Source organism: Thermus oshimai DSM 12092, from assembly GCF_000373145.1.
Classification (GTDB): domain Bacteria; phylum Deinococcota; class Deinococci; order Deinococcales; family Thermaceae; genus Thermus; species Thermus oshimai.
Window position 1 is genome coordinate 64,926 of record NZ_KB890619.1, and the last position, 17,743, is coordinate 82,668.

The following is a 17,743-nucleotide window of genomic DNA, read 5'->3' on the forward strand; positions in this document are numbered from 1 at the left end:
TAGGGGAAGGCCCCTCGGGAACCTTCCCCTAGGTACGGCCCGGGCGGGTTTAGAGGTTCTGAACCACGATGAAAACCCCCATGACCACCAGGAAGAGGGCGAAGCCCCGCTTCAGGGCCTCGTGGGGGAGGCGCACCGCAAGCCGCCCCCCGACCAGACTCCCCAAGGTCCCCACGGCGATGAAGAGGAGGGCCAGGCCCCAGTTCACGGAGAGGCCGTAGGCGGGCAGGAGGTGGAGGTACTTGTAGAAGCCGGCGAAGGACTTGAGCGCGATGATGAAAAGGCTCGTGCCCACCGCCAGGTGCATGGGAAGCCCCCCCAGGAGGACCAAAGCGGGGACGATGAGGAACCCGCCCCCCACCCCCACGAAGCCCGTGAGGGCCCCCACGAAAAGCCCTTCCAGGACCACCTTCCAGGCCTTCCGCTCCCCCTTGGGGGTGAGGGGGACGGGCCGGGCCATGAAGTAGGCGGCGAGGAGCATCACCAGGGCGAAGGTGAGGAGCTGCACCTCCCCGGAGGTGAACCGGGAAAGCCAGGCCCCCAGGTAGGTGCCCGCCATGCCGGGGAGGCCGAAGAGGAGGAGGCTCCGGTAGTGGACCAGGCCCCTAAGGGCGTAGGGGAGACCCCCCAGGAGGGCGATCCCCCCCACGATGAGGAGGCTTTCCGCGATGGCCTGCTTGGGTGCTTCCCCCACCAGGTACACCAGGACGGGCACGGTGAGGATGGACCCCCCGGAGCCCAGAAGGCCCAGGGAGAGCCCGATGAGGAGGGCGCCGAAGAGGGCGAGGCTCATCGCTCCACGGGAAGGCCGTGGCTCATCCAGGCGTAGGTGCCGCCCTCGAGGTTATAGACCTTCTCCCCCGCGAACCCCTGCTGCACCAGGAAGTCCGCGGCCACCCCCGAGCGGTTCCCGGAGTTGCACACGAGGAGGATGGGCCGGTCCTTGGGCAGTTCGGAGAGGCGCGTGGGCAGGGTGGAGAGGGGGATGTTCACCGCCCCCGGCACATGCCCCTCCCGGTACTCCCAAGGCTCGCGCACGTCCACCACGAAGGCCTCCTCCAGGAGGGCCTTGGCCTCCTCCGGCCCCACCTCCTGGAAGGGCACCCCCTGGTAGCCCACCTCCACCGGGGTGGTGTCCACGGGGAGGCCCGTGCGGTACCAGCGCACGATGCCCCCCTCGAGGTTGTAGAGGTTCTTCCAGCCCTGGGCGGAAAGCCAGGCCACCGCCTGCCAGGAGCGGTTCCCCGTACGGCAGTAGAGGACCACGGGCCCCTCCTTGGGCACCTCGGCGTAGCGGGCCATGAACTCGGAAAGGGGCAGGAGCCTGGCCCCGGGGATGCGGGCCTGGGCGAACTCCTCCACCTCCCGCACGTCCAGGAAAAGGGCCCCTTCCTCGTAAAGGGCCTTGGCCTCCTCGGGGGTTAGGTTCTTCACCTCGGTCTCGTACATCGCTTCCTCCAAAACCCCCGCCGCAAGGGCACCCCCTTGCGGCGGGATGGGATCAGGCGTTCACCAGGGCCTCGCCCTTCTCCACCGGGAAGCCCAGGGCCTGCCAGGCCCGGATGCCCCCGGTGAGGTTCAGGGCGTTCCTAAAGCCATGGGCCAGAAGGGCGCTGATGGCGGTGCTGGAGCGGTCGCCCCCCACGCAGTGGACGATGAGGGGCCGGTCCTTGGGAAGCCGGTCCAGATGGGCCAAAACCCGCCCCGCGTGGAGGTTTAGGGCCCCGGGGATGTGGCCCGAGAGGTACTCGTCCCGGCCGCGCACGTCCAGGACCAGGGCCTGGCCCTTCTCCCAAAGGGCCTTGGCCTCCTCCGCGGTGATCTGGGGCACGGTCTCCAGCTCCCCTTCCGCGTAGCCCTCGAGGCCCGGGATGTACCCCACCACATGGTCCAGCCCGATGCGGATGAGGGCCCGCACCAGCCCCTCCACCTCCTCCGGCCGGGCCATGAGGACCAGGGGGCGGTCGTAGGGGAGGAGCCAGCCCGCCCAGGTGGAGAAGTTCTTGCCCGCGGGGATGTTGATGGCCCCCTTCAGGTGCCCCCCGGCGAAGGCGAACTTGTCCCGGGTGTCCACCAGGATGGCCCCTTCGGCCAGGGCCTTAGTGAACTGGCTCTTGGTGAGCCGGGCCGGGTGGGGGATACCCCCCAGGATGGGCATCCCGTCCCGGTTCAGGCGCTTCATCTCCTTGAAGTAGGTGGGGGCCTCGGGCTGGCCCAGGAGGAGGGCCTTCACGAAGCCCTCCTCGTCGTTCCGCTCCAGGTACTCCGCCCACCAGGCGTGCCGCCTCTCGTAGCCCACGGTGGTGGCGGGAAGGGCCCCGAGGGCCTTCCCGCAGGCCGAGCCCGCCCCGTGGCCGGGCCAGACCTGCACGTGGTCGGGGAGGGTCAGGAACTTCGCCTTGAGGCTTTGGAACATCCGCCTGGCCCCGGGCTCCGCGGTGCCCTTGAGCCCCGCAGCCTCCTCCAGGAGGTCCGGGCGGCCCACATCCCCCACGAAGACGAAGTCCCCGGTGAGGAGGAGAAGGGGCTCCTCCGAAACCGCCCCGTCCGCCACCAGGAAGGCGATGTGCTCGGGGGTGTGGCCGGGGGTGTGGAGGACCTTCACCCGGATGTTCCCCACCTTGAACTCATCCCCGTCCTTCACCAGGACATGGGGGAAACCCTCCAGGCCCCGGTACTTCCAGTTCTCGTCCCCCTCGTCGGAGAGGTAAAGGGTGGCCCCGGTGGCCCTCGCGAGCTCCCGGGCCCCCGAGAGGTAGTCCGCGTGGATGTGGGTTTCCGCCACCGCGGTGATGGTGAGGCCCAGGCTCTGGGCCAGGTCCAGGTAGGTGTCGATGTCCCGCTTGGGGTCCACCACCAGGGCCTCCCCGGTGGCGGGGCAGCCCAGGAAGTAGCTCATCTGGGCGAGGCCTTCCTCGTAGATTTGGCGAAAGATCATGGCTTCACCTCCGGAATGGGACCTTTGTCCCGGCCTCTAAGATACCCTACCGGGGTAATGGATGTCAAGCCGGAAGGGAAAGTTCATGCCCTCCCATTCCCAATCCCAAGGCCCCATGCTATACTCCATAAAGGATTAGCCCCTACGGGGGTATCCGGGAGGAAAAGATGCCGCTTTTAGGACCCAAAGAGCAGGAGATCGTACGGGAAAGGCTTTCCACCCTGAACCGGGACGTGGAGATGATCCTCTTCACCGACACCTCCACCCTCGTGGCCCCGGGGAAGGAGCCCTGCATGTACTGCCGGGAAACGGAGCAGCTTCTGAGGGAGCTTCAGGCCCTTTCCGATAAGCTCCACCTGGAGGTCTACGACCTCGCCACCCCTGAAGGGAAGGAAAAGGCCGAGGCCTACAAGGTGGAGGCGGCCCCCACCCTGATCCTCCGGGAGAAGGGCTCGGAGGCCACCAACCTCCGGTACCGGGGTATCCCCGCGGGCTACGAGTTCGCAAGCCTCCTGGAGGACCTGGAGATGCTGGGCCGGGACGGGCACGGCCTGCCCGAGAACGTGGTGCAAGAGCTCAACAACCTCCCCGAGGAGGTGGTCCTGCAGGTCTTCGTCACCCCCACCTGCCCCTACTGCCCGCAGGCGGTGCGCACCGCCCACCGCATGGCCTATGCCTCGCCCAAGGTCTTCGGGGAGATGATCGAGGCCAACGAGTTCCCCGAGCTTTCCAATCGTTACCACATCCACGGGGTGCCGGACACCATCATCAACCACGGCAAGGCGCGGGTGCTCGGGGCCCAGCCCCTCTCCCAGTTCCTCCAGGCCATCCGCCAGGCCGTGGGGGTGAAGGCCTAGCATGACCCGGCGCGCCCTCCTGGGCCTCTTGGCCCTGCCCCTGCTCCTCGCCGCCTGCGGCCCCAAGGGGAGCTACCGGAACATTGGTCCCGAGGAGCTCTACCAGGCCGCAGCCCAGGGGGCCCTCATCGTGGACGTGCGCACCCCCATGGAGTTCGCCCAGGGGCACGTGCCGGGGGCGGTGAACCTGCCGGTGGAGGAGGTCGCCCGCTGGGCCAAGGACCTCCCCAAGGACCGGCCCGTCTACCTCTACTGCCGTAGCGGCAACCGGAGCCGGCAGGCGGCGGAGTACCTGGCCCGGCAGGGGTACGCCAACCTGTACAACCTCGAGGGGGGCGTCCTGGCCATAGAGCGGGCCGGATACCCCCTGGTCCGCTGATGGACGCCCTCACCCTCGGCCCCTTGGCCCTCCCCTGGACCCGGGTCCAGGTGGCCTTGGGGCTTCTCGCCTTCCTCCTGGCCGCAGGGGTTTTGGCCAGGCGGGTGGACCCCAGGCTGAACGCTTGGGCCTCCAACGCGGTCTTTTGGGGGTTGGTGGGGGCCCGGCTGGGCTTCGTGCTGGAGAACCTTTCCATATACGCCAAGGACCCCCTCTCCGTCCTCTACGTCTGGCAGGGGGGGTTTGACCCCTGGTGGGGTATCCTGGTGGGAGGAGGGTATACGCTCATGACCCTACCCAAAGCCCTCTTGCGCCCCGCCCTCCTTTCGGCCCTGGCGGGCGGGGTGGTCTTCCTTTTGGTCCTGGCCCTAAGCCCGGGAAAGCGCGCTTCCGCTGGCACCCTTCCCGACCTAACCCTGGCCACCCTGGGGGGCACGCCGGTGGACCTCCAGGACTTTCGGGGAAAGCCCCTGGTCCTGAACGCCTGGGCCACCTGGTGCCCCCCCTGCCGCCGGGAGCTCCCCATGATGCTACGGGTGTCGGAGGAAACCCCTGGGGTGCGCTTCGCCTTCGTGAGCCAGGGGGAGGGCCCGGCGGTGGTGCGGGCCTTTTTGGAGAAGGAGGGATTGGCGGGGGACTGGTTCCTCCTGGACCCCGAGACCCGGCTTTCCGAGGCCCTCAAGGTGCAGGGCCTGCCCACCACCTTCTTCTTTGACCGGGAGGGGCGGCTTGTGGCCCGGCACATGGGGGAGCTCTCCGAGGCCCTCCTCAGGGGGTATCTCCGGGTCATCAGCCCGCCTTGAGCCAGGTCTCCTTCCCCCCCACCACCGTTTTCAGGTGGACGGGGCGGCCCCAGAGGCGGTGCAGGTTCTCCAGCACCGCCTGGGTCTTTTTCAGGTCCAGCTCCATCCCCTCGTAGAGGTGCTCCAGGAGGAGCTCCCCCCGGTTGCCGTAGTTGGCGTCCAAAAGCTCCACCACCGGGTAGCCCAGGTTGGTGAGGCGGAAGAGGAGGGCCCGCTTGGCCTCCTCAAAGCGGGGGAGGTCCTCGGGGAGGAGGAGGCGGTGCCGTAGGGCGAACTCCGGGGTGAGGAACTCCTCCAGGAAGGGGAGGTCGGTGTAGACCGTGCGCACCTGGAAGAGCTTCTTCCGGCCCTCCCCAAAGGGCTTCTCGTAGCGGAGCCTTTCCCCTAAGGGCAGGGCCTCGTACTCCGGACCGAAGCGCCCCTTGTCCCAGCGCTCCTCCACCTCCTTAAGGAGGAGGTAGCCCAAGCGGTAGGGGTTGAACCCCCGGGCCGCGAGAAGCCCCGCCTGGAGCTCGGCGAACTCCACCGCCTCCTCCGGGGTGAGGAGGGGGAGGAGGAGCCTTGTGTGCCAGTAGGTGGCCCAGCCCTCGTTCAGGATCTTGGTGGCCCCCTGGGGGGCGAAGTAGAGGCTCTCCTCCCGGACGATCTCCAGGATGCCCTTCTGCCAGGGGGCGAGAGGGGCGTGCCGGGCCAGGAAGCCCAGGAGGTCCCGGGTGGGCCTGGGGGGGAGGGGCTTGGGGCTCGCCCCCTCCTCCGCCTCCTTGGGGGGTTCGGGGGACGGGTTCACGAAGGGCTCCAGGTAGGGGCGCACCCGCAGGCGGGCCGGCCCGGGGGTTTCCTCGGGCTCCTCGGGCCTTTGGATGTAGGGGGCGTGGGGGTCGATGAGGGTTTCCAGGGAAAGGGCCATGTCCAGGAACTCCTCCACGCTCCTGGCCCCGTGGCGCTCCATGGCCCGTTCCACGTAGGCCGCGTGGTGGGCCATCTCGTCCAGCATGTCCTTGGGGGTGGGGCGGAAGGCCAGGTTGTTCTGGAAGAAGTCCGCGTGGGCGTAGACGTGGGCCATCACCAGCTTCTGGGCCAGGGGGGTGTTTCCCTTGAGGAGGTAGGCCTGGACGGGCACGGTGTTCACCACCAGCTCGTAGATGCGCCCGAGGCCGTACCGGTAGACCTCCCGCTGCCTTAAGTACTCGCTCCCAAAGCGCCAGTGGGGGTAGCGGCGGGGAAAGCCCCCGTAGGCGGCCAGCATGGCCATCTCCTCCGGCTCCACCTCCTGGAAGAGCACCGGGGGAAAGGAAAGCCCATGGGCTTCCGCCCGCGCCCTTAGGGTTTCCGCCCACGCCCTAAGCTCGGCCCTCACCCTTCCCTCCCAAAAGGGCCCTAAGGGCCCGGGGCAGGTCCTCCCGGCCCCGCACCTCCGCCAGGGCCACCTCCTCCCGATCCCCCAGGCCGTCTTGGACCTCCTCCAGGAAGTGCCCCTGCCCGTAGGGCCCCTGCACCTGGGCGAAGCCGTAAAGGGCCAGGGAGGGGAGGAGCCGCCTTAAGACCTCCAGGGCCTTGGGGGTGTCCCCGTGCCAGTTCTCCCCGTCGGAGAAGTGGTAGAGGTAGCGGTTGTAGAAGGCCTCGGGGTAGCCTTTCAGGATCTCCTCCGCCAGAAGGAGGGCGCTGGAAAGCCGGGTCCCCCCGCCCTCCCGGGCGCGGAAGAACTCCTCCTCCGAGACCTCCCAGGCCTCGGCGTCGTGGAGGAGGTAGCGCCTTTCCAGCCTGGGGAAGTGGCGGCGGATCCAGAGGGTGATCCAGAAGGAGAGGGTCTTGACGAGCTTAAGCTCTTCCTCCCGCATGCTCCCCGAGACGTCTAAGGCGAAGAGGACCACCGCCTGGGCGTGGGGCCGGGGGCGCTTCTTGGGGGCCCGGTAGCGGAAGTCCTCGGGCTCGAGGCTGAGCCTGGGGCTTTCCGGGGCGTAGCTTCCGCTCATCAGGGTGCGCTTCAGGGCCTCCTTCAGGGTGCGGCGCACGTGGCGGAGGCCCCTGGGGCCTTTTCGGGCGATGGTGGTGTAGCGGAAGGCCTCCTCCGTCACCTCCCCCTCCCCTTTGGGCTTGAGCCTGGGGAGCCTCAGGGCCTCCCCCATGAGGTCCAAAAACTCCTCCAGCTCCAGCTCGGCCACCGGGATGTGCCCCCCCGCGCCCAAGGCCTCCTCCCCCGGGCCTCCCCCCAGGAGGCCTTCCCCCAAGGGGTCCCGGTAGACGATCTTGGGAAGCTCCAGCTGGGGCAGGGGGATGGAGACGATCCGCCCCTCCACCTCCCCGAAAAGCTCCTCCCGCGTCAGGAACTCCCGGGCCCGCTTCTTCACCTCCCCGCGGACGATCTCCTTGAAGCGCTCCAGGTCCCGCTCAATGGGCCTCATCGCTCGCTTCTCGCAAAGAGGGAGGCGGCGAACTCCAGGACCCCGGCGGCGCAGTGCTGGCAGTAGCCGTGGTCCCGGATGAGCCGGGCCTTCACCACGTCGATCTTGGCCTGGGTCTCCGGGTCCACCACCCCCGAAACCAGGGCGGAAAGCCTTATGGTGTCCTTCTGGTCCTCAAAGAGCTTGAGCTCCAGGGCCCGGCGCAGGCGGTCGTTGTCCTTGTAGGTGAACTGCCGCCCCTCCAGGGCCATGGCCCCGATGTAGTTCATGATCTCCCGGCGGAAGTCGTCCTTGCGGGACTCGGGGATGTCTATGCGTTCCTCTATGGAGCGCATGAGCCGCTCGTTGGGGGGCTCGGGGCTTCCGGTGTAGGGGTTTTTCACCTTCTCCCCCAGGACGTAGGCCTTCACGTGGTCGATGTAGTTGTGGAAGAGGCGGTTCAGGGCCTCCTCGTCCGCGGCGATGGCCCGCTGCACCTCGTTCTTCACGATCTCCGCGTACTCCGCCTTCACCTCCTGGAGAAGGGCCCGGTAGCGCTCGCGGGTCTTCTCGTCGGAGATGAGGGAGTGGTGCTTTAGGCCCTCCTCCAGCTCGTTCAGGACCATGAAGGGGTTGATGCAGGGCTCCTCGGAGGTGACCAGGACGTTGGAGATCTTGTCTTGGATGTAGCGGGGGCTGATCCCCTCCAGGCCTTCCCGCTTGGCCTCGGCCATGAGCTCCCGCACCGCCTCTTCCGTCCATCCGGGGAGGAGGCGGCCGTCGTAGAGCTTGAGCTTCTGCATGAGGGTGAGCCCGGCCCGCCTTGGGGGCTCGAGGCGGGTGAGGACGGCCCAGGTGGCGGCCATCTCCAGGGTGTGGGGGGCGATGTGCTTCCCCCGCGTCTTGGCGAAGTCCCGCTGGTAGATCCTCACCTCGTCGGACACCCGGAGGATGTAGGGCACGTCGATCTTGATGGTCCGGTCCCGCAGGGCCTCCATGTACTCGTTGGCCTGGAGTTTTCTGTACTCAGGTTCATTTGTGTGCCCAAGTACAATCTCGTCGATGTCCGTCTGGGCGAACTTCTTGGACTTGATCTTGTGCTCCTGGCTTGCGGTGAGGAGGTCGTAGAGGAAGGCCACGTCCAGCTTGAGGATCTCGATGAACTCCACCAGCCCCCGGTTGGCGATGTTCAGCTCCCCGTCAAAGTTGAAGGCCCGGGGGTCGGAGTCCGAGCCGTAGATGGCCACCTTGCGGTAGTTGATGTCCCCGGTGAGCTCGGTGGAGTCCTGGTTCTTCTCGTCCTTGGGCTGGAAGGTGCCGATCCCCACCCGGTCCTTCTCGGAAAGGACCAGGCGCTTCACCACGATCTCCTTTTCCAGGACCGCCGCCAGGTCCCCCCCGTGCCGGGCCAGGGCCTCCCGCATCTGGAAGCGGCAGGCGGGGCAGAGGTCGCCCTCCACCTCCAGGGGGTAGGGGTAGTCTGGGTGGAGGCGCCTTAGCTCCTCCAAAAAGGCCTCCCGGAGCTCGGGGGGGAGGAGGTGGAGGGGCTCCTCGTGCATGGGGCAGGGGAAGGGGCCCTCCTCCGCCTTCCAGTAGAAGGTGTAAAGCCGGCCCTCCTCCGTGCGGCTGTAGGCCTCGAGGCCCTTCTTGAGGAGGCGGGCGATGGTGCTCTTGGCCGAGCCCACGGGCCCGTGGAGGAGGAGGATGCGCCGCTCCGGCCCCAGGCGGTGGGCGGCGGCTTTTAGGGTGGCCACCAGGCGCATGAGGGGCTTGTCCAGCCCGAAGACCGCGTCCCGTCCCCCCTCAAAGGGGTCGTCAAAGAAGGGGTAGTGGAGGAGCTTCTCCTTAAAGAGGGTGCGCTCCTCCACCCCGTGGGAGAGGATCATGTCGTAGACCCGCTGGAAGCTGGTCCTTAGGGGCCTCGGGTCCTCCTTGAGGAGGCGGAGGTAGTCGGCGAAGCTCCCCTCCCAGCTTAAGGCCCGGTAGGCCTCTACGTCCTGGCGCTGGCGGATGAAGTCCAGCTCCGTCATGGATAGCCCTCCTCCATACCCCCTTTGGGAATAGCTTCCCTCTCATTTTAGCAGGAGAGGAGGGAGGGAATGTGCCCTGGGGCGCTACGCCTGGCGGGCGATCTCGTAAAATCCGCGGGCGTTGTGGAGAAAGTGGGCCAAAACCCCCGGGAGGAGGCTTCCCGAGAGGGCGTAGGCCAGACCGAACAGGACCCCCGCCACCCCGGTGTAAAGGGGGTAGGCCCAGGCCGCCCGGGGGGCGGGGTGGAAGAGGGCGAAGAGGAGGGCCTGGAGGAGGACCCCCCACCCCCCCACCCACCCCGAGAGGAGGCTTTGCAGGAAGCCCCGGAAGAAGACCTCCTCGCTCAAGGCGGAGAGGAGGGCCAGGAAGAGGAGGGCCATGGGCCCAAGCCCTGCCCGCCTTAGGGCGAGCCCCAGGGCCCGGTGGAGGGCCTCCGCCTCCTTAAAGGAGGCGGGGAAGAGGCGGCCGAAAAGGGCCTCCAGGCCGAAAAGGAGGAGGAAAAGCGCCCCCGCAAGCCCCAGGTCCACCCACGGGTCCTTGGGCCCCCAGGGGAAGCCCAGGAGGAGCATTCCCCCTCCCCCCAGGAGGAGAAGCCCCCCCTGCAGGAGGAGGAGGAAGGCCAGGGGCCCCTTCAACCTTCCCCCAGGGCAAAGCCCTGGTCCAGGAGCTTCCTGGGGTAAGCCCGGAAGCCCAGGAGGGTTTCTGTGCGCTCCACCCCGTCCAGGCCCAGGATGCCCTGGGTGACCACCTGGTCCAGCTCCTCGAGGTCTTTAAGCCGGAGGAGGGCGATGAGGTCGTAGGGCCCGGTGACGGAGTACACCTCGGCCACCTGAGGGATCTCCGCGATGGCCTCCCCCAGGGCCCCTATCCTCTGGCCCTTAGCCCGGATGAGCACGAAGGCCGTGATCACGCCCCCATTATGCGTCTTCCAGGATGAGCTTGGGCTGGAAGCCCAGGGCGTCCGCGGCCACCAGGTGGAGGGGGATGCCCCGGTAGGCCTGGGGGAGCCTCTCGGGGTCGGCCCCGTGCAGGTGGCCGTAGACGATGGCCTGGGGGCCCGCCTCCGCCGCAAGCTCCAAAAGGGGCGAGGCCTCCCCCTTGGGTCCGAAGGGGGGGAAGTGGAAGGCCACCACCAGCTTCCTGTAGTCCTGCCCCTCCAAAGCCTTCAGGGAGAGCTTGAGCCTTTCCACCTCCCGGGCGAAGACGCGGGCCTCCTCCTCCGTCTCCGGGGGGTACTGCCAGCCCCGCGTTCCCGCCACCGCCACCCCCTCCAGCACCAGGGCGTCGTTCTGCAGGGCGTACATCCCCGGGGGGAGGACGGCCCTTAAGCGGCTGATGGAGGGCCACCAGTAGTCGTGGTTTCCTTTCAGGAGAACCTTTTTCCCGGGGAGGGCCGCGAGGTCCAAAAGGTCGGGGAGGGCCTCCCCTAGGCGCATGGCCCAGGAGATGTCCCCGGGGACGAGGACCAGATCCTCCGGGCCCACCACCCGCCGCCAGCCCCGGAAGAAGGCCTCGGGGTGCCCCGCCCAGGCCGGCCCAAAGACGGTCATGGGCTTGGGGTGGAGCCGGGAGAGGTGGGGGTCGGCGATGGCGAAGACCCGCATGGGCCTTAGGTTACCCTAAGGGGGATGGGGGCCTACCAGGAGGCCATGGCCTACGCCTTAAGGCTCCTTGCGGGGCGGGCCTACAGCGAAGGGCGCCTTAGGGAGAAGCTCTCCGCCCGCTTTCCAGAGGAGGCGGTGGCGGAGGTCCTGGAGCGCCTTAAGGCCATGGGCTACCTGGACGATAGGGCCTTCGCCCGCGCGTTTGTGGACACCCACCGCAAGTACGGGCCCTTGAAGCTCAAGGCCCTCCTCCTGGCCCGGGGGGTCCCCGAGGAGGTGGCGGAGGAGGCGGTGGGGGAGGCCTCCCTCGAGGACGCCCTAAAGGTCCTCCTCCGCTACCCCCACCGGAAGGACAAGGCCAAGGCGGTGCGCTTCCTCCTGGGGCGGGGTTTCCCCTTGGGGGTGGCCCTCGAGGCCTACCGGCTTGCCCAGGAGGAGGAAAAGGGGTAAAAAGGGCCCATGCCTGAGGTTCGCGCCGAACGCTTCATCCCCGCCCCCCCGGAGAAGGTCTACGCCCTGGCCAAGGACCTGGAGGGCCTCAAGCCCTACCTCAAGGAGGTGGAGACCCTTCGGGTCCTGGCCCAGGAGGGCCACCGCACCAAAAGCGAGTGGGTGGCGGTGGCCATGGGCAAGAAGGTGCGCTGGCTGGAGGAGGAGGAGTGGGACGACGCCGGGCTTAAGAACCGGTTCTGGTCCCCCGAGGGGGACTTTGACCGCTACGAGGGCACCTGGGCCTTCCTCCCCGAGGGGGAGGGCACCCGGGTGGTCCTCACCCTCACCTACGAGCTCACCATCCCCATCTTTGGGGGCCTGTTGCAGAAGCTGGTGCAGAAGCTCATGCAGGAGAACATAGAAAGCCTGCTGAAGGGCCTGGAGGAGCGGGTTTTGGCCTCCTAACCCAAAAGGGCCCCCGCCTGCAGGGGGCCTAAAGCGGCCTCCGCGTGGGCCTTGAGGGCCAGGAAGAGCCTCTCCAAAGGGGCCTCCTCCAGGTGGCCCAACGCTTCCCCCCCGGGCAGGTGGAGGATGGCCCAGAGGGCCTCCACCCCCTTGGGGCCCAGGTAGACCCCTTCCGCCCCCAGCCGCCCCTCCTTCAGGCGCTCCCCCTCTCCCCGGAGGTCGGGGGCGAGCCCCCCCGCCTTCACCACCCGCCAGCCCGCCCAGACCAGGGGAAGGAGGGGGTTTTCGTGCTTGGCGATGCCCCTAAGGCCCGAAACGAAGACCGGCCAAACCCGCCCCGCCGCCTCGGGGGAGGCCAGGCGGTAGGCCAGCTCGGCGAGGAAGCCCGCCAGGAGGAAGCGCCGGGGTTCTTCCAGGCCGAAGAGCTTCCCCAAAAGCTCCGCCTGGGTGAGGAGGGGGAGGGCCTCCTCCTTGGCGTAGAGCTGGAAGCGCACGTGGTGGAAAAGGGAAAGCCGCCCCGAGCGCCCGGTGGGGCGGCTTCCCTTCTTGGCCAGGGCCTCGAGGCTCCCCCCCGGCGTCACGAAGCGCAGGAGGAGGTCGCCCTGGGGCAGGACCTTCCGCCCCACCACGATGCCCTCCTCCGTGCGGTAGGGTTGCCGCCGGTCCACGGTTTTTAGTGTATCCTTTCCTTATGGAACGCACCCTGCGCGACATCCTGGAGTGGGTGGTCCTCGGCCTTCTGGTGGTGGTGGGGGTCCTCCTCTTCCTCTGGGTGGGGGGTTGGGTTTTCACCTTCTTGGGCAAGCTCCTCCTGGCCATCTCCGGCCTGATCTGGACCCTCCTCACCTACGTTGTGCCGGTTCTCATCATCGCCGCCATCGGCTACGGGGTGGTCTACCTCCTGCAAAGGCGCTCCTCCTCGGCCCAGTAGCGTACCCCCCTTGCGCGCTAGGCCCCTTGGCTGTACCCTTGCCTTCTAAGGGGGGAAAAGTGAACGGGATCAGCCGCAGGTGGCTTCTTCGGGTGTCGGCGCTTCTCGGGGCTTCGTCCCTGCTCAGGGCCCAGGCCAACGAGCGGGTGGAGTACGCCCAATTCAAGAAGGAAACCCCGGTGGCCGTGGTCTACCACGCGGACTTTGGGGACCCCACCCGCTTCGGCCAGATGCTCACCAACATCGCCAACCACCTTTCCGTCTACGACAACGACCCCTTCAAGATCCGCATCGTGGTGGTGGCCCACGGGGCCGGGGTACACCCCTTCTTGAAGGACCTGGAAGGAACCCCCTGGGCCAGCACCCAGTACGACCGGGAGGCCCTTTTCGGCCGCATCCGCCAGCTGGCCCAGCTGGGGGTGGAGTTCTACATCTGCGAGATCACCTTCACCCGCAACAACATCCCCAAGGACAAGCTCCGCCCGGACGATTTCATCAAGTGGGTGCCCTCGGGCGTGGGGGCTTTGGGGGAGTTCCAGAGCAAGGGCTACGCCTACATCAAGGTGGGCTAGCCTGAAGGCCCCCCGCGTGGGGTGCGTATAATGCCCCCATGCGGGTTCTTTTCATCGGCGACGTGATGGCCGAGCCCGGCCTCAGGGCCGTGGCCCTCCACCTGCCCGACATCCGGGCCCACTACGACCTGGTCATCGCCAACGGGGAGAACGCCGCCCGGGGAAAGGGCCTGGACAAAAGGGCTTACCGCCGCCTGAGGGAGGCGGGGGTGGACCTCGTCTCCTTAGGCAACCACGCCTGGGACCACAAGGAGGTCTACGAGCTTCTGGAAACGGAGCCCGTGGTGCGGGCCCTGAACTACCCGCCGGGCACCCCGGGGCGGGGGTGGTGGCGCCTCGAGGCGGGGGGTGAGAGCCTCCTCTTCGTCCAGGTCATGGGCCGGGTCTTCATGGACCCCCTGGACGACCCTTTTCGCGCCCTGGACCGCCTCCTTCTGGAGGAGCGGGCGGATTACGTCCTGGTGGAGGTCCACGCGGAGGCCACCAGCGAGAAGATGGCCCTGGCCCACTACCTGGACGGCCGGGTCTCCGCCGTGCTGGGCACCCACACCCACGTCCCCACCCTAGACGCGGGGCCCCTCCCCAAGGGCACCCTCTACCAGACCGACGTGGGCATGACCGGCACCTACCGCTCCATCATCGGGGGGGAGGTGGAGACCTTCCTGGCCCGCTTCCTCACCGGCCGCCCCCAGCCCTTCCGCGCGGCGGAGGGGAAGGCCCGCTTCCACGCCACCGAGCTGGAGTTTTCGGGGGGGCGGCCCCTTTCCATCAGCCCCTACGTGTGGGAGGAGCCGTGAGGGAAGACCCCTTTTCCCTCCTCAAGGAGGAGGTGGACCTCCTGGGCCGCCTCCTGGGGGAGGCCATCGGGAGGGTCTCGGGGGAGCGGTTTTTTGCCCTGGTGGAGGAGGTGCGCCTCCTCTCCAAGGCCCGCCGCCAGGGGGACGAGGGGGCGGGGGAGGCCCTTTTGGCCAAGGCGGGGGCCCTTTCCGTGGCCGAGGCGGAGGCTTTGGTGCGGGCCTTCACCCACTACTTCCACCTGGTGAACCTGGCGGAGGAGCGCCACCGGGTGCGGGTGAACCGCCTCCGGGCGGAGGCGGAAACCCCGGAGGCCCCAAGGCCCGAGGGGCCTTTGGCCTTAGCCCAGGCCCTGAAGGCCCGGGGGCTTTCCCTGGAGGAGGCGGAGGCCCATCTAAACCGCCTGGAGCTCCTCCTCACCTTCACCGCCCACCCCACGGAGACCCGCCGCCGCACCCTGAGGCACCACCTGGAGAGGATCCAGGAGGTCCTGGAAAGGGGGGATAAGGAGGAGCTCAAGGCCCGGGTGGCCCTCCTCTACGCCACGGAGGAGGTGCGCAAGGCCCGGCCCTCGGTGGAGGACGAGATCAAGGGGGGGCTTTACTACCTGCCCACCACCCTCTGGAAGGCGGTGCCCCTCCTCCTAGAGCGCCTCGAGGCCGCCTTTGAGCGGGTCTACGGGAAAAGGCCCCGCCTGAAAAGCCCCGTGCGCTTCCGGAGCTGGATCGGGGGGGACCGGGACGGGAACCCCTTCGTGACCCCCGAGGTCACGGCCTTCGCCGCGGCCTACGCCCGGCGGGTGGCCAAGGAGCGCTACCTGGCGGAGCTCGAGGCCCTGGTGCGGGACCTCTCCCTCTCCGAGGCCCGCCTTCCCGCGCCCCGGGCGGTGCGGGAAGGGGGGGAGGGGGTGGAGCGCTTTCCCGGGGAGCCCTACCGGCGCTACTTCGCCGCCCTGTACGGCAAGCTTGAGGGGGAGGCCCTTTCCGAAGAGGACTTTGCCCGGGCCCTCCTCCAGGCGGAACGGGGCCTGGAGGAGGCGGGCCTGGGGGAGGTGGCCCGGGTCTTCCTTAGGCCCCTTTCCGCCCGCCTCTCCGCCTTCGGCCTGGCCCTGGCCCCCCTGGACCTTAGGGAGGAGTCGGGGAAGCTCTTGGAGGCCGCGGCCGAGCTCCTCCGGCTTGGGGGGGTGCACCCGGACTTCCTGGGCCTTCCCGAGGAGGCCCAGGAGGCCCTCCTCACGGAGGAGCTCAAGACCCCGCGCCCCCTCCTCCCCGTGGGCCAGGCCCCGGAGGGGGAGGCCTTAAGGGTGGCCCTCGGGGCCCTAAGGGCCTGGCGGGACCGGGGGGCCCACGTGGTCTCCATGGCCCACGGGCCTAGGGATGTCCTCGCGGTCTTCCTCCTCGCCCGGGAGGTGGGGGACTACCGCCCAGGAAAACCCCTCCCCTACGACGTGGCGCCCCTCTTTGAAACCCTGGAGGACCTAGGGCGGGCCCCCCAGGTCCTCCGCCGCCTCCTCCAGAACCCCGTCTTCCTGGCCCACGCCCGGGGGCGGGGCGGGGTGGAGGTGATGATCGGCTACTCCGACTCCAACAAGGACGCGGGCTTCCTGGCGGCCAACCTGGCGCTTTACCAGGCCCAGGAGGCCCTGGCGGCGGTGGGGGAAGAGGCGGGACTTAAGGTCCACTTCTTCCACGGCCGGGGCACCTCCACCGCGAGGGGCGGGGGCCCCGCGGGCCGGGCCATCGCCTCCTTGCCCCCACGGAGCGTGGGCCACCGCCTCCGCCTCACGGAGCAGGGGGAGGCCCTGGCGGACCGCTACGGGCATGTGGAGCTGGCCGTGCGCCACCTGGAGCAGCTCCTCTACCACTTCGCCCTGGCCGCTTTGGCGGAGGGGGAAGACCCCAGGCCCTCCTGGCTCGAGGCCCTGGAGGAGGCCGCCGCCTTAAGCGTGGAGCGCTACCGGGCCCTCCTTCAGGCCGAGGGCTTTTTCCCCTTCTTCGAGCACCTCACCCCCATCCGGGAGATCGGGGAACTCCCCATCGCCAGCCGCCCCGTCTACCGCCACGGCCGGGTGCGGGACATCCGCGACCTCCGGGCCATCCCCTGGGTCATGGCCTGGACCCAGGTGCGGCTCCTCCTCCCCGGCTGGTACGGGCTTTCCGCCCTGGAAGGCCTGCCCCTTTCCCTCCTCCAGGAGATGTACCGGGGCTGGCCCTTCTTCGCCACCACCCTGGAGAGCGCGGCCATGGCCCTGGCCAAGGCGGACCTGGGGGTGGCCCGGCTCTACTTAAGGCTCGTCCCCGAGCCCCTCCGGCCCCTGTTTGACCGGATCGCGGAGGAGTACCGGAAGACGGTGGCCCTTTTGGAGGCCGTCTTCCAGGCCCCCCTTCTCCACAACCAGAAGACCCTGGAGCGCCAGATCGCCCTACGGAACCCCTACGTGGACCCCATCAACCTCCTGCAGGTGGAGCTCCTCCGCCGCTACCGCGCCCCCGGGGGCGCGGAGGACGAGGCCCTGAAAAAGGCCCTCCTCCTCTCCATCCTGGGGGTGGCGGCGGGCCTGAGGAACGCGGGGTAAGATGGGGGGCATGCTCCGCCTGGCGGTCTTAGGCCACCCCATTGCCCACTCCCTTTCCCCGGCCATGCACGCCTGGGCCCTCTCGGCCTTGGGCCTACGGGGCACCTACGAGGCCCTGGACACCCCTCCGGAGGCCCTTTCCGAGAGGCTTCAGGAGGTCCGCCGGGGGTACAGGGGGGTGAACCTCACCGTGCCCCTCAAGGAAAGGGCCCTGCCCCTTCTGGACTGGGTTTCCCCCGAGGCCCGGGCCATCGGGGCGGTGAACACCGTCCTTTCGGCGGAGGGGCACCTCCTCGGCTTCAACACCGATGCCCCCGGCTTCCTCATGGCCTTGGAGGCCGGGGGCTTTCCCCTAAGGGGCCCGGCCCTGGTCCTGGGGGCGGGGGGGGCGGGGCGGGCGGTGGCCTACGCCCTGAAGGGGGCGGGCCTTGAGGTCTGGGTCTGGAACCGCACCCCGGAGCGCGCCCAGGCCCTGGCGGAGGAGATGGGCCTCGAGGCGGTGCCCCTGGAGGCGGCCCGGGCGGCCTACCTCCTGGTGAACGCCACCTCGGTGGGCCTAGGCGATCCCGGGGCCACCCCCCTCCCCCCGGGGCTCTTTCCGGACGAAGGAGTGGCCGTGGACCTGGTCTACCGCCCCCTTTGGACCCGCTTCCTAAAGGAGGCCAAGGCCCGGGGCCTAGGGGTGCAGACCGGCCTTCCCATGCTGGCCTGGCAGGGGGCCTTGGCCTTCCGGATCTGGACGGGCCTCCTGCCGGACCCCGTGGGCATGGAGCGGGTGGCCCTGGGGGCCTTGGGAAAAGGGTAGAATGCCCTTATGGGGTACCGGCGGATTCGGGTTTCTCTGGAAGAGGACCAGTGGATCCGGCTGAAAACCCTGGCCCAGGAGCTAAGCCAGAAGCGAGGCCGCCGGGTAAGTGCCAGCGAAGTCCTCCGTGAGCTTTTGGACAAAGGTCTTCGGGAGGTTTCCAGGAGCGAAGCCT

General features: G+C 68.7%; 20 protein-coding genes. 10 read left to right on the plus strand and 10 right to left on the minus strand.

The window, feature by feature from the left end; all coding sequences use genetic code 11:
• Positions 1 to 49: 49 nt before the first annotated feature.
• The 3 genes from B043_RS0107745 to B043_RS0107755 are packed head-to-tail and all read right to left on the minus strand — an operon-like array spanning position 50 to position 2,938.
• Entirely contained in the window at positions 50 to 793 is a 744-nt protein-coding gene (locus B043_RS0107745; protein WP_018461550.1) for a sulfite exporter TauE/SafE family protein, read from the minus strand.
• Complete coding sequence (locus tag B043_RS0107750) at positions 790 to 1,449, minus strand: rhodanese-like domain-containing protein (protein WP_018461551.1); 660 nt, start codon at positions 1,447 to 1,449, stop codon at positions 790 to 792. Before B043_RS0107750 ends, B043_RS0107745 begins: the two co-directional genes overlap by 4 nt.
• Positions 1,450 to 1,501: 52 nt before the next feature.
• The gene (locus B043_RS0107755; RefSeq protein ID WP_018461552.1) at positions 1,502 to 2,938 is read right to left on the minus strand and encodes an MBL fold metallo-hydrolase; all 1,437 of its coding nucleotides are present in this window, start codon (positions 2,936 to 2,938) and stop codon (positions 1,502 to 1,504) included.
• A 167-nt stretch (positions 2,939 to 3,105) separates the two neighbouring features.
• On the opposite strand from B043_RS0107755, the gene pdo reads away from it, so the two are divergent.
• Genes pdo through B043_RS0107770 form a run of 3 tightly spaced genes read left to right on the plus strand, consistent with a single transcriptional unit; the run spans position 3,106 to position 4,977 of the window.
• Complete coding sequence (gene pdo, locus B043_RS0107760) at positions 3,106 to 3,795, plus strand: protein disulfide oxidoreductase (RefSeq protein WP_016329115.1); 690 nt, start codon at positions 3,106 to 3,108, stop codon at positions 3,793 to 3,795.
• Between the two features lies 1 nt (position 3,796).
• A complete protein-coding gene (locus B043_RS0107765; protein ID WP_018461553.1) occupies positions 3,797 to 4,174 on the plus strand; it encodes a rhodanese-like domain-containing protein in 378 nt (125 codons plus the stop codon).
• Complete coding sequence (locus B043_RS0107770; protein ID WP_018461554.1) at positions 4,174 to 4,977, plus strand: TlpA family protein disulfide reductase; 804 nt, start codon at positions 4,174 to 4,176, stop codon at positions 4,975 to 4,977. Before B043_RS0107765 ends, B043_RS0107770 begins: the two co-directional genes overlap by 1 nt.
• Here the strand turns inward: B043_RS0107770 and B043_RS0107775 are convergent.
• From B043_RS0107775 to B043_RS0107800, 6 genes are all read right to left on the minus strand, one after another.
• Entirely contained in the window at positions 4,964 to 6,334 is a 1,371-nt protein-coding gene (locus B043_RS0107775; RefSeq protein ID WP_018461555.1) for a SpoVR family protein, read from the minus strand. The genes B043_RS0107770 and B043_RS0107775 overlap by 14 nt on opposite strands.
• Positions 6,318 to 7,379, minus strand: coding sequence for a DUF444 family protein (locus B043_RS0107780; RefSeq protein ID WP_016329119.1), 1,062 nt, complete (start codon positions 7,377 to 7,379; stop codon positions 6,318 to 6,320). The genes B043_RS0107775 and B043_RS0107780 overlap by 17 nt, the downstream gene beginning before the upstream one ends.
• Entirely contained in the window at positions 7,376 to 9,388 is a 2,013-nt protein-coding gene (locus B043_RS0107785; protein ID WP_018461556.1) for a PrkA family serine protein kinase, read from the minus strand. Before B043_RS0107785 ends, B043_RS0107780 begins: the two co-directional genes overlap by 4 nt.
• A gap of 84 nt (positions 9,389 to 9,472) precedes the next feature.
• Complete coding sequence (locus B043_RS0107790) at positions 9,473 to 10,024, minus strand: CPBP family intramembrane glutamic endopeptidase (protein WP_018461557.1); 552 nt, start codon at positions 10,022 to 10,024, stop codon at positions 9,473 to 9,475.
• Entirely contained in the window at positions 10,021 to 10,299 is a 279-nt protein-coding gene (locus B043_RS0107795; RefSeq protein WP_018461558.1) for an Lrp/AsnC family transcriptional regulator, read from the minus strand. The genes B043_RS0107790 and B043_RS0107795 overlap by 4 nt, the downstream gene beginning before the upstream one ends.
• Positions 10,300 to 10,306: 7 nt before the next feature.
• Positions 10,307 to 10,993, minus strand: a complete 687-nt coding sequence (locus B043_RS0107800) for a metallophosphoesterase (protein WP_018461559.1) — start codon at positions 10,991 to 10,993, stop codon at positions 10,307 to 10,309.
• A 24-nt stretch (positions 10,994 to 11,017) separates the two neighbouring features.
• On the opposite strand from B043_RS0107800, the gene B043_RS0107805 reads away from it, so the two are divergent.
• Both B043_RS0107805 and B043_RS0107810 read left to right on the plus strand, forming a co-directional pair.
• Positions 11,018 to 11,443 carry a regulatory protein RecX gene (locus B043_RS0107805; protein WP_018461560.1) on the plus strand — a complete coding sequence of 142 codons (426 nt, stop codon included), beginning with the start codon at positions 11,018 to 11,020 and terminating at the stop codon, positions 11,441 to 11,443.
• A 9-nt stretch (positions 11,444 to 11,452) separates the two neighbouring features.
• Positions 11,453 to 11,890, plus strand: coding sequence for a type II toxin-antitoxin system RatA family toxin (locus B043_RS0107810; protein WP_018461561.1), 438 nt, complete (start codon positions 11,453 to 11,455; stop codon positions 11,888 to 11,890).
• On the opposite strand, the gene recO is transcribed toward B043_RS0107810, so the two are convergent.
• Positions 11,887 to 12,558: a DNA repair protein RecO gene (gene recO, locus B043_RS0107815; RefSeq protein WP_018461562.1), complete on the minus strand. Its 672-nt coding sequence runs from the start codon at positions 12,556 to 12,558 to the stop codon at positions 11,887 to 11,889. The two genes, B043_RS0107810 and recO, sit on opposite strands and share 4 nt — an antisense overlap.
• A gap of 23 nt (positions 12,559 to 12,581) precedes the next feature.
• On the opposite strand from recO, the gene B043_RS0107820 reads away from it, so the two are divergent.
• The 5 genes from B043_RS0107820 to aroE are packed head-to-tail and all read left to right on the plus strand — an operon-like array spanning position 12,582 to position 17,568.
• Complete coding sequence (locus tag B043_RS0107820) at positions 12,582 to 12,821, plus strand: hypothetical protein (RefSeq protein WP_016329127.1); 240 nt, start codon at positions 12,582 to 12,584, stop codon at positions 12,819 to 12,821.
• A gap of 59 nt (positions 12,822 to 12,880) precedes the next feature.
• Positions 12,881 to 13,393, plus strand: a complete 513-nt coding sequence (locus B043_RS0107825; protein WP_016329128.1) for a DsrE family protein — start codon at positions 12,881 to 12,883, stop codon at positions 13,391 to 13,393.
• 38 nt (positions 13,394 to 13,431) lie between these two features.
• Positions 13,432 to 14,190, plus strand: coding sequence for a TIGR00282 family metallophosphoesterase (locus tag B043_RS0107830; protein WP_016329129.1), 759 nt, complete (start codon positions 13,432 to 13,434; stop codon positions 14,188 to 14,190).
• The gene (locus tag B043_RS0107835) at positions 14,187 to 16,763 is read left to right on the plus strand and encodes a phosphoenolpyruvate carboxylase (RefSeq protein WP_018461563.1); all 2,577 of its coding nucleotides are present in this window, start codon (positions 14,187 to 14,189) and stop codon (positions 16,761 to 16,763) included. The genes B043_RS0107830 and B043_RS0107835 overlap by 4 nt, the downstream gene beginning before the upstream one ends.
• Positions 16,764 to 16,773: 10 nt before the next feature.
• Positions 16,774 to 17,568 (plus strand): shikimate dehydrogenase, encoded by a 795-nt coding sequence (gene aroE, locus B043_RS0107840; RefSeq protein WP_018461564.1) that lies wholly within the window; start codon positions 16,774 to 16,776, stop codon positions 17,566 to 17,568.
• Positions 17,569 to 17,743 lie beyond the last annotated feature (175 nt).

What these genes read in the sequence shown, in the direction of transcription:
- B043_RS0107780 (WP_016329119.1), bottom strand. Translation starts at nt 7,379, where the DNA reads ATGAGGCCCATTGAGCGGGACCTGGAGCGCTTCAAGGAGATCGTCCGC.
- B043_RS0107810 (WP_018461561.1), top strand. Translation starts at nt 11,453, where the DNA reads ATGCCTGAGGTTCGCGCCGAACGCTTCATCCCCGCCCCCCCGGAGAAG.
- B043_RS0107800 (WP_018461559.1), bottom strand. Translation starts at nt 10,993, where the DNA reads ATGCGGGTCTTCGCCATCGCCGACCCCCACCTCTCCCGGCTCCACCCC.
- B043_RS0107750 (WP_018461551.1), bottom strand. Translation starts at nt 1,449, where the DNA reads ATGTACGAGACCGAGGTGAAGAACCTAACCCCCGAGGAGGCCAAGGCC.
- B043_RS0107770 (WP_018461554.1), top strand. Translation starts at nt 4,174, where the DNA reads ATGGACGCCCTCACCCTCGGCCCCTTGGCCCTCCCCTGGACCCGGGTC.
- B043_RS0107755 (WP_018461552.1), bottom strand. Translation starts at nt 2,938, where the DNA reads ATGATCTTTCGCCAAATCTACGAGGAAGGCCTCGCCCAGATGAGCTAC.
- B043_RS0107745 (WP_018461550.1), bottom strand. Translation starts at nt 793, where the DNA reads ATGAGCCTCGCCCTCTTCGGCGCCCTCCTCATCGGGCTCTCCCTGGGC.
- B043_RS0107830 (WP_016329129.1), top strand. Translation starts at nt 13,432, where the DNA reads ATGCGGGTTCTTTTCATCGGCGACGTGATGGCCGAGCCCGGCCTCAGG.
- B043_RS0107765 (WP_018461553.1), top strand. Translation starts at nt 3,797, where the DNA reads ATGACCCGGCGCGCCCTCCTGGGCCTCTTGGCCCTGCCCCTGCTCCTC.
- B043_RS0107785 (WP_018461556.1), bottom strand. Translation starts at nt 9,388, where the DNA reads ATGACGGAGCTGGACTTCATCCGCCAGCGCCAGGACGTAGAGGCCTAC.
- aroE (WP_018461564.1), top strand. Translation starts at nt 16,774, where the DNA reads ATGCTCCGCCTGGCGGTCTTAGGCCACCCCATTGCCCACTCCCTTTCC.
- B043_RS0107820 (WP_016329127.1), top strand. Translation starts at nt 12,582, where the DNA reads ATGGAACGCACCCTGCGCGACATCCTGGAGTGGGTGGTCCTCGGCCTT.
- B043_RS0107805 (WP_018461560.1), top strand. Translation starts at nt 11,018, where the DNA reads ATGGGGGCCTACCAGGAGGCCATGGCCTACGCCTTAAGGCTCCTTGCG.
- pdo (WP_016329115.1), top strand. Translation starts at nt 3,106, where the DNA reads ATGCCGCTTTTAGGACCCAAAGAGCAGGAGATCGTACGGGAAAGGCTT.